This window comes from Mesorhizobium sp. M3A.F.Ca.ET.175.01.1.1, from assembly GCF_004791945.1.
In the GTDB taxonomy this organism is placed as follows: domain Bacteria; phylum Pseudomonadota; class Alphaproteobacteria; order Rhizobiales; family Rhizobiaceae; genus Mesorhizobium.
The window spans coordinates 228,277-242,732 of the sequence record NZ_SRTP01000001.1; the positions used below are offsets into that span (position 1 = coordinate 228,277).

Genomic DNA, 14,456 nt, shown 5'->3' on the forward strand with positions numbered 1-14,456 from the left:
AGCGGTGGCATTGAAGCGCGTCGCGACGAACGGATTCAGACGGCGCGCTTCAAGCCCTTGCTTTGATGTCGCGTTCTTCAATCATTCGGACGACCTGCCCGATATCCCGTGGCTCGATACCGAGTTCCGGCAGCCCCGGCATGCCGCCTGTCGCCACGTTGTCCCGACGCATGAGATCGACCTGGTTGCGCGTGAGGGCCGGCGTCGGGAGAAATTCCGCCGCGCCAGCCAGGGCGCTCCAGGCGGCAAACGGCATGGGCACAAGGATCGGACGAGCGCCGAACATTCGGGCGATTTCGCGAACCAACTCGCTGTAACGCAAAATACGAGGGCCGCCGACCTCGAACGTAGGCGCATTCTGGATAGGACCGGCGAGCAATCGGCTCACCGCTTCAGCGACGTCGCCAACATAGACGGGTTGAAGCCGCGTTGCTCCCTGCCCGAACAGCGGATAGATGGGCAGCAGCCGAACCAGTCGAATGAGCGTCGTGAGAAAAGCGTCGTCCGGCCCGATCATGACGGCCGAGCGCAAAATGATCGTGTCGGGAAACGAGTTCCTGACCGCGTCTTCTCCGCGCCCGCGTGCCTTGATGTATCTCGATCGGGATCTCGGGTCCGCGCCTATCCCAGAGATATGGGCGAGCCGCTTGACCCCGGCTTCCCGCGCGGCGCTCGCCAAATCGGCTGCTGCCGCCACGTGCATTCTTTCGAAGGTCAAGTCGCCATGCTCGATATAGAGGCTAACCGCGTTCACCACCGCATCCGATCCGGCAATCGCGGGGCCGATCGATGATCTGTCCAGAATATCCGCTTTGACCTGGTCGGACGCCTTCGCTGCCGAGCCGACCGCTGCCCGCGCGTGACGGGACACCGCCCGCACTTCAAAGCCCTTGTCCAGGAGCCGCTCGACGATCCTGCGGCCGAGGAACCCGGTCCCGCCGAACACCGCAACCTTCATCGATGCTCCTCACCTGACGCCGCTAAAGCGTGTCGTCGTCGCTCCACGGAGATGTCCAAATCAGATCGCAGGAACCCATTTCCAGAACACTCCTTCCATCCTCTCGGGATAGTATTTGAACTCACATTCGAACCGTCGTGCGTAGCTGGCGGCGGCGGCAAGCGCTGCCGCGCTGACGGGACGCATGCCCGTTCCCGGCGCGAACCAATCCTCCAGCAGATCGTCGGGCACATAGGCGCCGATCCTCAGCGGGAGCTGCTGCAGGACGACGTCCATTTCCTTCGGCGGCACCGCGTTCATTCGCTTTCGGGTCCTCGCGACCGTCAAATTTGAAGTCCCTGCGATTCCACGCACTAGTGAACTGCGTTCTCGGTCTCGAGTTCCATGAGAATCGGCAGAACGCTTCCTCGCCTATCCCATTACAAGGGGAGAAGGAGCGGGCCATTCCCCGCGCCGTCGTCATCCTCGGGCTTTTGACCCAAGGATCCATGCGTAACCATTGCGTAGGGCGCAACAGCGCAGAATTCTGGAACCGCCGCAACGCCTTGATGTAGCGGCATGGATCCTAGGGTTTGCGCGCGTCGCTTCGCTCCTTCGAATGACGAAGTGGAGGGGTCGCCCGCTACGCCTCGTTGATCATCGCCTCGATGTTGTAGCCATCGGGATCGAGCACGAGGCAGGCGTAGTAATTCTCCGCATAATTCGGACGCGGGCCGGGCGCGCCATTGTCTTTCGCACCGGCCTCGAGTGCTGTCCGATGGAACGCATCGACCTCGGATTGCTCTTCGCCCGGAAGGCGACATGCAGATGGGTGAGCGGCGGCTTCTCGTCGGTGCTCTGGATCTCGAACAGGCAGCCATTGCCGACATCGAAGGCCCAGAACACGCTCTCCTTGCCGAAGGACGGGCGATAGCCCAGCGGCGAAAAGGCCTGTTCGTAGAAGAGCCTGCTCTTGTCGTGATCGCTCACTTCGATGGTGATGTGGTCGATCGCGATGTGTCCTGGAGGATAGCGACCAGCAAGCGCGTCTCATCGTCGATGGAGGCATGGTCCATGGTGCCTACGCCTCCACGTACTCCGCTAAACTGACGCCTTTTGGGACATCGAGCCCGTCGGCACGCAGGCCTTCGATGTGGAAGCGTATTGCGTCGCGAATTTCATTTTCCACCTCAGGCACTGTCGCGCCGGTGGCGATGCAGCCGGGTAGGTCCGGCACATAAGCGGAAAAGTTGTTTCCGGCTTTCTCGATTACCACCGCGTAACGCATGTCAGCGCTCCTTTAGACCGGACTGCTTGAGGATGCTGTTCAATGTTCCTGGGGCAACCTCTTCAGACGGCTTGCCGGCCACGGTGACGCGACCGGCTTTGATTTCATGCTTATATTGGCGATGGCTGCCCTTGGTTGCAACCAGGTACCAGCCATCGACTTCCAGCAAACGAATAACCTCGCGAACAGTCAATCGAGGTGGCATCTAGATCTCAGCTGCACCCGCTCGTGCTTCCACATGTATCGCACTTCTCGCAGGTGCCGTTCCGCACCATGGTGAAGTTGTGGCACTCGGAGCATTCGTTGCCGGTGTAGCCTTGCAGCAGCGACTGCTGGCGGCGGGTGGCAGCGAGCTTCTTGGCCTCGGCCGCCTCGTTGGCAGCGGCGTCGGTGAAGAGGGCTTCGGCGCCGGCGGCTTCCTCTTCGACGATCTCCTCGGCCAGTTCCCTGGCGCGCTCCTCATAGTCGCGCTTGTAGGCGAGTGCCTCGTCGCTCGCCGGCTTCAGCGCCAGCACGTTGGAGCCGGCGAAGGCGGTGGGCGCTGCGCGGGCAGGGGTGGTCGTCGGGGCCGCGCCGCCAAAACCCTTCGGCTCGCTGGCACCGACCAGCCTCGGCGAGGCGCCGCGATAGAGGCCCTTGGAGAAGGGTGTCGCCTTGCCTTCGGTGATGCCGCGGCCGAGCGAGGTCTTGTCGAAGTCCGACTGGTCGACATGGGCGAGGTCGTGGCGGCCGAGATAGGAGACGGCAAGCTCGCGGAACACGTAATCGAGGATCGACGTCGCGTTCTTGATCGCGTCGTTGCCCTGCACCATGCCGGCCGGCTCGAACTTGGTGAAGGTGAAGGCCTCGACATATTCGTCGAGCGGCACGCCATATTGCAGGCCGAGCGAGATGGCGATGGCGAAGTTGTTCATCATGGCGCGGAAGGCGGCGCCTTCCTTGTGCATGTCGATGAAGATCTCGCCGAGGCGGCCGTCGTCGAACTCGCCGGTGCGCAGATACACCTTGTGGCCGCCGACGACCGCCTTCTGCGTGTAGCCCTTGCGGCGGTTCGGCAGTTTTTCGCGGTCGCGGTAGAGGCGCTCGATGACGCGCTCGACGATCTTTTCGGTCACCTGCACGGCGCGCTGCGCGGCGGGCGCCGCGATCAGCTGCTCGACCGCCTCGTCCTCGTCCTCATCGCCGTCGGCGAGCAGCGAGGCATTGAGCGGCTGCGACAGCTTCGAGCCGTCGCGATAGAGCGCGTTGGCCTTCAGCGCCAGCTTCCAGGACAGCATGTAGGCGTTCTTGGCGTCCTCGACCGTCGCCTCGTTCGGCATGTTGATGGTCTTGGAAATGGCGCCCGAGATGAAGGGCTGCGCGGCAGCCATCATCAGGATGTGGCTCTGGATCGACAGCGAGCGCTTGCCGATCTTGCCGCAGGGGCTGGCGCAGTCGAACACCGAGAGGTGTTCGGCCTTGAGGAAGGGCGCGCCTTGCAGCGTCATGGCACCGCAGACATGGATGTTGGCGGCGTCGATGTCCTTCCTGGAGAAGCCCAGGGCCGGCAGCATCTCGAAGGCGAAGTCGCCGAGCTGCTCGTCGGTGAAGCCGAGCGTCTCCTTCACCCAGTCGGCGCCGAGCGTCCACTGGTTGAACACGAACTTGATGTCGAAGGCCGACTTCAGCGCCGCGTTCAGCGCCGCGATCTTCTCGTCGGTGAAGCCCTTGGCCTTGAGCGAGGACGGGTTGATGCCCGGCGCCTGGTTGAGGTTGCCGTGGCCGACCGCATAGGCCTCGATCTCGGCGATCTGGCTTTCGGAATAGCCGAGCGTGCGCAGGGCTTCCGGCACGGCGCGGTTGATGATCTTGAAGTAGCCGCCGCCGGCGAGCTTCTTGAACTTCACCAGCGCGAAGTCGGGCTCGATGCCGGTGGTGTCGCAATCCATGACCAGGCCGATCGTGCCGGTCGGCGCGATCACGGTCGCCTGCGCGTTGCGATAGCCGTGCTCCTCGCCGAGCTCAATTGCGCGGTCCCAGGCGGCGCGGGCATGCTCGGCCAGGTCCTGCTGCTTGAGGTCGGAGGCGATCAGCGGCACCGGATTGACGGCGAGCTTCTCGTAGCCGTCCTTGTCTCCGTAAGCGGCGCGGCGGTGGTTGCGCATGACGCGCAGCATGTTCTGCGCATTGCGGTCATAGTCCGGGAAGGCGCCGAGCTCGGAAGCCATCTCGGCCGAGGTCGAATAGGCGACGCCGGTCATGATCGCGGTGAGCGATGCGCAGATGGCGCGGCCCTCGTCGGAGTCATAGGGAATGCCGGACGTCATCAGCAGGCCGCCGATATTGGCGTAGCCGAGGCCGAGCGTGCGGTATTCGTAGGAGAGCTTGGCGATCTCCTTCGACGGGAACTGCGCCATCATCACCGAGATTTCCAGCACGACGGTCCACAGCCGCACGGTGTGCTCGAAGGCGGCGATGTCGATCGTCCCGTCATCCTTGCGGTAGGGCAGCAAGTTGATCGAGGCGAGATTGCAGGCCGTGTCGTCGAGGAACATGTATTCCGAGCACGGATTGGAGGCCCGGATCGCACCGGCGGAAGCGCAGGTGTGCCAGTCGTTCATCGTCGTGTTGAAGTGCAGGCCGGGATCGGCCGACGCCCAGGCGGCGTAGCCGATCTTTTCCCACAGCTCCTTGGCCTTCAGCGTCTTCAGCACCTTGCCGTCCTTGCGGGCGGTGAGCTGCCAGTCACCATCGGCCTCGACGGCGCGCAGGAAATTGTCCTTCAGCGACACCGAGTTGTTGGAGTTCTGGCCGGAGACAGTGAGGTAGGCGTCGGAATCCCAGTCGGTGTCGTAGGTCTTGAACGACATCGAAGTGTAGCCCTGGCGGGCGAACTGGATGACGCGGTAGATGTAGTTCTCCGGTACGGCGTCCTTCTTGGCCGCCTTGATCTCGCGCTTCAGCGCGGTGTTCAAAGCCGGGTCGAAACAGTCGCCGTCATTGCCCTCACAATTGACGCAGGCCTTCATGATCGCTTCGAGATGCTTCTTGACGATCTTCGAGCCGGTCACCAACGAGGCAACCTTCTGCTCCTCATTGACCTTCCAATCGATGAATTCCTCGATATCGGGATGGTCGGCGTCGACGATGACCATCTTGGCGGCGCGGCGCGTCGTGCCGCCCGACTTGATGGCGCCGGCCGCGCGGTCGCCGATCTTGAGGAAGCTCATCAGGCCGGACGAACGGCCGCCGCCGGAAAGCTTCTCGCCTTCGCCGCGCAGCATCGAGAAGTTCGAGCCGGTGCCTGAGCCGTATTTGAACAGGCGCGCCTCACGCACCCACAGATCCATAATGCCGCCCTCGTTGACGAGGTCGTCCTGCACGCTCTGGATGAAGCAGGCATGCGGCTGCGGATGCTCGTAGGCGGACTTCGACTTGGTCAGCTTGCCGGTGAAGGGGTCGACATAGAAATGGCCCTGGCTCGGACCGTCGATGCCATAGGCCCAGTGCAGGCCGGTGTTGAACCATTGCGGCGAGTTCGGCGCGACGCGCTGGGTGGCCAGCATATAGGCGAGTTCATCGCGGAAAGCGCGCGCGTCCTCTTCCGACTTGAAGTAGCCGCCCTTCCAGCCCCAATACGTCCAGGTGCCGGACAGCCGGTCGAAGACCTGACGGGCATCGGTCTCGGAACCATAGCGCTCAGCCTCCGGCAGCTTGGCGAGTTCGGCCTCGTCGGCAACCGAGCGCCACAGGAAGGAGGGGACATCGTTCTCCTCGACCTTCTTCAGCCGCGCCGGCACGCCGGCCTTGCGGAAGTACTTCTGCGCCAGGATGTCGGCCGCGACCTGGCTGAACTGGGCCGGCACATCGATGTTGTCGAGGCGAAACACCACCGAGCCGTCGGGATTCTTGATCTCCGACAGCGCCTTGCGGAATTCGATCTCCGCATAGGCCGACTGCTCTGGTTTGGTGAAGCGACGCTCGATGCGCATTGGTCCGATCCCTTTTGTCTATATATAGCGCTTTTCCTGTGGGATTGCTGTCCCAAAGCCGATAAGCGCAGTCCGCCATTTGCCGGCATCGCAGGGACGCCGGCATTCTCCTCGTCGCGGGGCCGCCATGCAGACAAGCAAACGCCCTTCCAGGCGTTCACCCAGGTTGCCGGCCGACCCGCGGGTCCCTCAAAACTGAAACTTTTTTGTCGATTCCCTCGGAAGAGGGAGGTCCACACTATCTAGGGTTCAGCCTGCCTGCAAACACTAAATATAGTGTTAACAGATCATTTTTTCCAGGCCGACAATTCTCCCTTTCGCCCAGCCAAGCCCCAACAATCCCAACGCTTCCGCCAGCCTCGTGAACAGGCGGAAATGTGGGCCAAACGCACAAAATCCGGGAAAAAAGACCGGCCTCTGAACTCTCCGGTCACGCCCTCAACAGGAGCGCATGGCCTATAAAGAGCGACTCGTTTTGAACCGTCAAGGATTCGTTTTTGTAGGTTTTGTGACCCCAACATGTTGTGTGTCACATGTGTGGATAACGGGGACAGCGATGCGGCTTGGCGACTTCGGATTCGTGCTTCCTTGACCGGCTTGGTCAGTCGTCTTGGGGCGATGCCGACCAACCCTGCCTTTTCATTTTAGCTGGCTTGCACTATCTGTTGCCTTCGCGCGGGGGCGCGTCTTGTCAAGCTCAAACGCATCCGCTACGCCCCGCTCATGACAGTTACCGTCCGTTTTGCCCCATCGCCGACCGGCCGTATCCATATCGGCAATGCGCGCACCGCGCTGTTCAACTGGCTGTTCGCCGTGAACAACAAGGGCCGCTACATCCAGCGTTTCGATGACACCGACATCGGCCGCTCGAAACAGGAATTTGCCGATTCCATCCTCTACGACCTGCATTGGCTGGGCATTTTCCCGGACGTCACCGAATATCAGTCGCGGCGCTTCGAGATCTACGATGCGGCGGTAGAGCGGCTGAAGGCGGCGCGTGTGCTTTATGCCTGCTACGAGACGCCGGAGGAACTGGACCTCCGCCGCAAGGTGCGCCGCACGCGCGGGCTGCCGCCGGTCTATGGCCGCGAGGCGCTGACGCTGACGCCGGAGCAGGTCGCCGAATACGAATCCGACGGGCGCCGGCCGCACTGGCGCTTTCTATTGCCGAATTTCACCAGCGACCCGTTGCAGCCGGAACGCACCGAGGTGCACTGGAACGACGTGGTGCGCGGCGACGAGACGGTCGATCTTGCCTCGCTCTCCGACCCGGTGCTGGTGCGCGAGGACGGCACCTATCTCTACACGCTGCCTTCGGTGGTCGACGACATCGATATGGGCGTCACCCATGTCATCCGCGGCGACGATCATGTCACCAACACCGGCGTGCAGATCGCTCTCTTCAAGGCGCTCGGCGCCGAGCCGCCAGCCTTCGGCCACCACAATCTGTTGACCACGACCACGGGCGAGGGGCTGTCGAAGCGCACCGGCGCGCTGTCGATCGAGAGCCTGCGCGAGGACGGTATCGAGCCGATGGCCGTTGCCTCGCTTGCCGTGCTGGTCGGCACGTCGGAGAATGTCACGGCCGCGCACGATCTCAATGAGCTCGCCGAGCATTTCGACCCGGCCGCGACGTCGAAGTCCGCGGCAAAGTTCGATCCCGACGAACTCTTCGTGCTCAACCGGACGCTCATGCATCACATGTCGTTCGAGGAGGCGCGCGACCGGCTGATCGTGCTTGGCATTTCCGGCGAAAAGGCCGAGCCCTTCTGGATGGCGGTGCGCGGCAACCTCGACCGCCTGTCGGACGCCGTCGTCTGGTGGCGCATCCTCAGCGATGGTCCGCAGGAGCGGGCCGAATTTACCGGCGAGGACCGCGATTTCCTCCACCAGGCCTTCGACCTTCTGCCGGAAGAGCCGTGGAACGGCACCGTGTGGAAGGACTGGACCGGCAGGATCAGGGAATCCACGGGCCGCAAGGGCAAGCCGCTCTTCATGCCGCTGAGGCTCGCCCTTACTGGCCGCTCTTCCGGGCCGGAGCTTGCAGATCTATTGCCGCTGATGGGTCGGGAAGGAACGCTGGCCCGACGACCCTGACCTTGCGCTGATCCGGCGGCAGCGCCGAGGCTGGCGTCTTGGAGGTCTGCCGCTTGATCGTATCATGGTCGAGCCCGCCTTGCTGGTTGGCGGCGGTTTCACGATCGACCGCCGGGTCCGGCTTGGTGGCCGGAACCCGGATGAAGGATTGGCTCTCGCCTACCGGCTGCGACTCTTGCGGATTGGGTGCGTTGCCGCCAACAATCGCGAAGTTTTCGGGCTTTGCGTTGCAGCCGCAGGCCGGCGGCCGCGAGAAATTGGCCCTCTTGTAGAGATAGGCTGTCGGCAGCTCGCTATAGGGGCGGCCGGTCGCCGTCGAGGTCATCGAGCCGGGATCGTGGTTCATGCCGCGGGTGTAGAAGACCCGCATGTCGGTGCCGGGGCAGCTCGACTCGCAATTCTTCTGGTCGCGCTCGAAGTCGCCATAGGAGGCGGCGTTCGACATCGGGAAGAAATAGCCATCGCAGGTGCGCACACACACCGTACGGAATTCGTCATCCGCTCCCGGCAGGTCCATGCCCTCCGGCTGGTTGATGACGCGGCGCGTATAGCGCTCGCTGGGGTCGTCCGGGGGGATGCCGGGCTCTGCAGGCGTATCGAGAGTCCCGATCTCCCGGTTCTGTTGCCCAAAAAGCTGTGCGAACAGGTTGCCGTCGTCGCGGGCAACTTCTTCAGCCGGCATGCGTCGTTGCGCGAGCTCATCGGCGCCGCGGCAGCCATTGGCGTCTAGAGCCGCCAGAATGCGGCGGCGATCACGGCTCGAGCCACCACTGGCCAGCCGCTCACGTTTGGCCTGCAGAGCGTCGAGATTGGCACTCATGCGCTCGATCGAGGCATTGATCGCGGCGCATTGGCTGACATTGCGCGCAAACAGCGTGAAGCCGCAGCTGGCAGCGTTGGCGCGGCTTCGTGCTTTTGCCAATTGCTCGCGCTGCCGCGTGATGGCGTCGTCATATTTGGCGATCAGGCTGGCCCCACCGCCGCCGCGCGTGGCGGCGAGTTCGGCTTCGAGCTGGCGGCACATGGAGGAGGCGGCATGCGGCTCGGTCACCGCAAACACCGACGCCGCGAGCGCGGCAAGCAGCGTCGCAACGCGGCTCAGCTTCAACCCCGCGCCTCTCATTCGAAACCCCGATTGCCTCTCCGTCCGAAGCTACGCTTCCTCGGTTAACCGACTATGCCCGAGTCGAGAGCCTAAAAAAGACGTTTTCGCACTGGACCAGTTCTCCAATCAGGGCACTCGAGCGAGGGCGAAGCGTGGCTGTCCTTACCCGTCGAACCGCATTGCAACTCGGTCTTATGTGCCTGGCGACACCCGTCGCCATGGCTGAGGCGACACCCGCCGCGTCGGATTGGCGGACCAGATTGGTCGATGCGGCGCGTCAGCAGATCGGCGTCACCAGGCTCTATGATCCGACCTATGTCCGCCTGGCTTATCCCGGCGGCGACGTCGCGCAGGACCGTGGGGTGTGCACGGATGTCGTGGTTCGCGCCTATCGCCGTGCCTTCGGTCTCGACCTGCAGAAGCTCGTGCATGAGGACATGCTGGCCAATTTCGCCGCCTATCCGAAAGATTGGGGCCTCAAATCGCCCGACCGCAACATAGATCATCGCCGGGTCCCTAATCTTGCAGCCTTTTTCGGACGGCGGGGCGTTTCCTTGCCCATCAGCGAGGATCCCGCCGACTACCGGCCCGGCGATCTCGTCACCCAGATGCTGCCCGGCAATCTGGCGCATATCGCCATTGTCTCGTCCAGTCGCTCGCCGGCGGCGCCGGAAAGGGCGCTGCTCATTCACAATATCGGGCAGGGCGTCCGCGAGGAGGACACGCTATACGCTTTCCGGCAGACCGGGCATTTCCGCTTCGCGCCAGCTTGAGACGCTCAGCTTAGATCCACGAGAGCCTGGGCCTTGTGCGCCGCCTCCACGACTGCCAGCGCCGTCATGTTGACGACGCCGCGTGATGTCACCGACGGCGTCAGAATATGCGCCGGCTTGTCGGTGCCGAGCAGGATCGGCCCGACATGCAGCGCATCCATCATGGCGCGCAGCGCCGTCAGCGTGATGTTGGCGGAATCGAGGTTCGGGAACACCAGCAGGTTTGCTTCGCCCTTCAGACGCGAATGCGGATAAACGCGCTGGCGCAGGTGCTCCGACAGCGCCGAGTCGGCATGCATCTCGCCGTCGCACTGCAACTCGGGCGCGATGCGGGCAAGAATCATGGCCGCCTGGCGCATCTTCAGTGCGCTCGGCGAATCGCGCGAGCCGAAATCCGAATGCGACAGCAGCGCAGCTTTGGGCTCGATGCCGAAGCGCTGGATTTCCTCCGCCGCCAGCACGGTCATTTCGGCGATCTCCTCCGCCGTCGGGTCGACCGAGACGTGGGTGTCGGTGAGGAAGATGATGCCGCGCTGCGAAATCAGCATCGACAGTGTCGACAGATCCTGGTCCTTGATGCCCGGGCGGGCCCCTATGATCAGCGTCACGTTGCGCAGATGGCGTTCGAAGCGGCCTTCGAGGCCGCAGACCATGGCGTCCGCGTCGCCGCGCTTCAGCGCCAGGGCGGCGATCACCGTGTTGTCGGTGCGCACCATGGTGCGAGCGGCCTCGGTGGTCACGCCGCGCCGTCCGGCGAGTTCGATCAAGAGATCGACATAGTTGCGGTAGCGCGGATCGTCCTCCGGATTGATCAAGCCGAAGTCGACGCCCGGCCGGATCCGCAGCCCGTAGCGCTTCAGCCGCACGTCGACGACAGCAGGACGGCCGATCAGGATCGGCTCGGCAATGCCTTCTTCCAGCACCACCTGCGCGGCGCGCAGCACGCGCTCGTCTTCGCCGTCGGCGTAGATGACGCGCTTGGCGCTCGAGGCCTTGGCCGAGGAGAACACCGGCTTCATCACCAGCCCGGAGCGGAAGACGAAGCGGTTGAGCTTGTCGATATAGGCGGCAAAATCGGTGATCGGCCGCGTTGCCACGCCGGTCTCGCAGGCGGCCTTGGCCACCGCCGGCGCAATGCGCAGGATGAGGCGTGGGTCGAAGGGCGAGGGGATGAGGAAATCGGGGCCGAAGATCGGCGTCTCGCCTGAATAGGCGCGCGCCGCAACGTCGGACGGCTCTTCGCGCGCAAGTGCGGCGATCGCCCGCACGGCGGCCATCTTCATCTCCTCGTTGATGGCGCTGGCGCCGCAGTCGAGCGCGCCGCGGAAAATGTAAGGAAAGCAGAGCACGTTATTGACTTGATTGGGAAAGTCGGAACGCCCGGTGCAGATCATGGCGTCCGGCCGAGCCGCCCTTGCCACTTCCGGCATGATTTCCGGAGTCGGATTGGCAAGCGCCAGGATCAGCGGCTTCGGCGCCATGTCCTGCAAGAGTTCGGGTTTCAGCACGCCGGCGGCGGAGAGGCCCAGGAAGACATCGGCACCGGGAATGACATCGGCCAGCGTGCGCGCCGGCGTGTCCTTCACATAGGGGTCTTTCCAGCGATCCATCTCTTCGATGCGGCCCTTATGGGCGACGCCGAACCGATCGGTGACCCAGATGTTTTCGACCCTGGCGCCGAGCGAGACCAAAAGGTTGAGGCAGGCAAGCGCTGCAGCACCCGCGCCGGAGGTTACGATCTTGATGTCGGCGATCTTCTTGCCGGCGAATTCCAGTCCGTTCAGCACCGCGGCGGCGACGATGATCGCTGTGCCATGCTGGTCGTCATGGAAGACCGGAATGCGCATGCGCGCCTTTAACTGCTCCTCGACCTCGAAACATTCCGGGGCCTTGATGTCCTCGAGGTTGATACCGCCGAAGGTCGGCTCGAGGGCTGCCACCGTCTCGACCATGCGCTCGATTTCCGGCGCGTCGATCTCGATGTCGAAGACATCGATGCCGGCAAACTTCTTGAACAGCACGGCCTTGCCTTCCATCACCGGCTTGGAGGCGAGCGGGCCGATATTGCCGAGGCCAAGAACCGCGGAGCCGTTGGAGACCACGCCGACCAAATTGGCGCGCGCCGTGTAATCGGCAGCCGCTGCCGGATCGTCACGGATTTCAAGGCATGGTGCGGCGACGCCGGGCGAATAAGCGAGCGCCAGGTCGCGCTGGTTGCCGAGCGGCTTGGTAGCCTGAATTTCCAGTTTTCCCGGGGTGGGATGCTTATGGAAGAAGAGCGCGGCCTCATCGAGATCCGACCTGGCCGTTTGTTTGCTCTCGCCGTCCATTGCGCCCCTCCCTGTGCTTGCTGCGTTCGAGCCTTTTAGCATGCGGCGAAGATTCTTCGCGACGCCAAATCACGATTTTGGCATTCGTGTTACCGAAGCGCAAAATGCCAAGTTATTTCAGATTGTTACAGGAAGACTCTGTGGCCGTGACGCTGCCGGGTAGTCCACGCGATCAGAAGGCGCTGACGTAAAGGCCGCCGTCGACCGGAATGTTCTGGCCGGTGAGATAGCCGGCATGGACCGAGCAGAGGAAGGCGCAGATCTGCCCGAACTCTTCCGGCGTGCCGAGGCGTTTGGCCGGCACATCGGCGCTGATGCGGGCCTTGCGCGCGGCGGCCGCGGCCGGCTCCTCCGGCGTGCCGGCCTCGTGCGGACCGCGCAGCCGGTCGGTGTCGAGCTTGCCGGGCAACAGGCTGTTGATCGTGACGTTGCGGTCGATCACCGTGCGCGCCACGCCGGCGAGGAACGATGTCAGGCCGGCGCGGGCGCCCGAGGACAGGTCGAGGCCGGGTATCGGCACATAGACCGACAGCGAGGTGATGTTGACGATGCGGCCGAAGCCGCGCTTGGCCATGCCGTCGATCACCGCCTGGATGAGTTCGATCGGCGTCACCATGTTCTGCGTCACGCCCTCGAGGATCTTGGCGCGGTCAAGCTCGCGGAAATCGCGCAGCGGCGGGCCGCCATTGTTGTTGACCAGGATGTCGGGGTCCGGACAGGCGGCAAGCAGCGCCTTCTGCACCTCCGGTTTCGAGACATCGCCTGCCACTTCGATTACTCCGACCCCGAATCTTTCGCGAATGTCCTGTGCGGTCTTGGCCAAAAGCTCGGCGTTGCGGCCGTTGACGACGAGATCACAGCCTGCCTCCGCAAGCGCGACCGCGCAGCCGCGCCCCAGTCCCTTGCTGGAAGCGCAGACGATGGCCTTCTTTCCGCGAATGCCGAGATCCATGGCGGTTTTCTCCGTTGATAGGTCCGGCAGGCTAGCGCCTGGGCTGGACCAATCGCAACCGTCATACGGTTGTTGCATGAATCGGGGCATAGGCTGTCGCGAAAGCAACGGTGACAAGCGATGTCCGGTCCAGAGCCCCGCACTTTCCGCAGCATGTTCATTTCGGACGTGCATCTCGGTTCCAAGGCGGCCAAGGCCGACTTCCTGATCGACTTCCTGCGCCACCATGAGGCCGACATCATCTATCTGGTCGGCGATATCGTCGATGGCTGGCGCCTGCGGCGCAACTGGCACTGGCCGCAGAGCCACAATGACGTGGTGCAAAAACTGCTGCGCAAGGCGCGCAAGGGCGCCAGCATCACCTACATTGCCGGCAACCATGACGAGTTCGCCCGCCAGTTCCAGGGCGTGCATTTCGGCGGCATCGTCGTTGCCGACCGCGCCATCCACGTGACCGCCGACGGCAGGCGGATGCTCGTCATCCATGGCGACCAGTTCGACACCATTGTGCACAACCGGCGCTGGCTCGCCTATCTTGGCGACTACGCCTATGACGCGGCGATGATGGTCAACCGGGTCGTGACGAAGCTGCGCCACATGCTCGGCCTGCCTTACTGGTCGTTCTCGTCCTGGGCCAAGGTCAAGGTCAAGAAGGCCGTCAACTTCATCGGCTCGTTCCAGACGGTGCTCTCCGAGGAAGCGCGACGCTCCCATGTCGACGGCGTCATCTGCGGCCACATCCACCACGCGGCGATCGAGAACTATGGCGAGGTCCAGTACATCAACACGGGTGACTGGGTGGAAAGCTGCACGGCGGTGGTCGAGCATTTCGACGGCCGCATGGAGATCCTGACCTGGGCGCATGTGCAGCCGCAGGCGCCGGCCGGAAAGGACGTGCTCGTGCCCGTCGATATCGTCGGCATCCAGGGCAGGGCGGCCAAGGCCGCCTGACCCCTCCAATTGTCGATCACGACGCGAGCCGCGGCCGCCTTCCGCGATGGGC

At 63.4% G+C, this 14,456-nt stretch carries 11 protein-coding genes and 1 pseudogene; 3 read left to right on the top strand and 9 right to left on the bottom strand.

Annotation, left to right across the window (positions count from 1 at the left end; all coding sequences use genetic code 11):
* Positions 1-49 precede the first annotated feature (49 nt).
* The 6 genes and pseudogenes from EN818_RS01155 to EN818_RS01180 form a co-directional block, all read right to left on the bottom strand.
* Entirely contained in the window at positions 50-958 is a 909-nt protein-coding gene (locus EN818_RS01155; RefSeq protein WP_095805995.1) for a complex I NDUFA9 subunit family protein, read from the bottom strand.
* A gap of 60 nt (positions 959-1,018) precedes the next feature.
* Positions 1,019-1,249 (bottom strand): hypothetical protein, encoded by a 231-nt coding sequence (locus EN818_RS01160; RefSeq protein WP_095806157.1) that lies wholly within the window; start codon positions 1,247-1,249, stop codon positions 1,019-1,021.
* A 331-nt stretch (positions 1,250-1,580) separates the two neighbouring features.
* Positions 1,581-1,948, bottom strand: a pseudogene (locus tag EN818_RS33470) (VOC family protein).
* Positions 1,949-2,018: 70 nt separating this feature from the next.
* Complete coding sequence (locus tag EN818_RS01170) at positions 2,019-2,225, bottom strand: type II toxin-antitoxin system HicB family antitoxin (protein WP_095805994.1); 207 nt, start codon at positions 2,223-2,225, stop codon at positions 2,019-2,021.
* Between the two features lies 1 nt (position 2,226).
* The gene (locus EN818_RS01175) at positions 2,227-2,418 is read right to left on the bottom strand and encodes a type II toxin-antitoxin system HicA family toxin (protein ID WP_165350123.1); all 192 of its coding nucleotides are present in this window, start codon (positions 2,416-2,418) and stop codon (positions 2,227-2,229) included.
* Positions 2,419-2,437: 19 nt separating this feature from the next.
* On the bottom strand, positions 2,438-6,196 hold the full coding sequence (locus EN818_RS01180; protein ID WP_135903914.1) for a vitamin B12-dependent ribonucleotide reductase: 3,759 nt from the start codon (positions 6,194-6,196) through the stop codon (positions 2,438-2,440).
* Positions 6,197-6,919: 723 nt separating this feature from the next.
* On the opposite strand from EN818_RS01180, the gene gltX reads away from it, so the two are divergent.
* Positions 6,920-8,293: a glutamate--tRNA ligase gene (gene gltX / locus EN818_RS01185; protein ID WP_095805991.1), complete on the top strand. Its 1,374-nt coding sequence runs from the start codon at positions 6,920-6,922 to the stop codon at positions 8,291-8,293.
* Here gltX and EN818_RS01190 read toward each other — a convergent pair.
* Positions 8,211-9,416, bottom strand: a complete 1,206-nt coding sequence (locus tag EN818_RS01190; RefSeq protein ID WP_095805990.1) for a DUF2865 domain-containing protein — start codon at positions 9,414-9,416, stop codon at positions 8,211-8,213. The genes gltX and EN818_RS01190 overlap by 83 nt on opposite strands.
* A 134-nt stretch (positions 9,417-9,550) precedes the next feature.
* On the opposite strand from EN818_RS01190, the gene EN818_RS01195 reads away from it, so the two are divergent.
* Positions 9,551-10,171 (top strand): DUF1287 domain-containing protein, encoded by a 621-nt coding sequence (locus tag EN818_RS01195; protein WP_245420340.1) that lies wholly within the window; start codon positions 9,551-9,553, stop codon positions 10,169-10,171.
* A gap of 5 nt (positions 10,172-10,176) precedes the next feature.
* Here the strand turns inward: EN818_RS01195 and EN818_RS01200 are convergent, their stop codons facing one another.
* Entirely contained in the window at positions 10,177-12,501 is a 2,325-nt protein-coding gene (locus tag EN818_RS01200) for an NADP-dependent malic enzyme (RefSeq protein ID WP_129553941.1), read from the bottom strand.
* Between the two features lie 172 nt (positions 12,502-12,673).
* A complete protein-coding gene (locus EN818_RS01205; protein ID WP_095805987.1) occupies positions 12,674-13,453 on the bottom strand; it encodes an SDR family oxidoreductase in 780 nt (259 codons plus the stop codon).
* A 120-nt stretch (positions 13,454-13,573) separates the two neighbouring features.
* Between EN818_RS01205 and EN818_RS01210 the strand changes: the two genes are divergently transcribed.
* Positions 13,574-14,404, top strand: coding sequence for a UDP-2,3-diacylglucosamine diphosphatase (locus EN818_RS01210; RefSeq protein WP_095805986.1), 831 nt, complete (start codon positions 13,574-13,576; stop codon positions 14,402-14,404).
* Positions 14,405-14,456 lie beyond the last annotated feature (52 nt).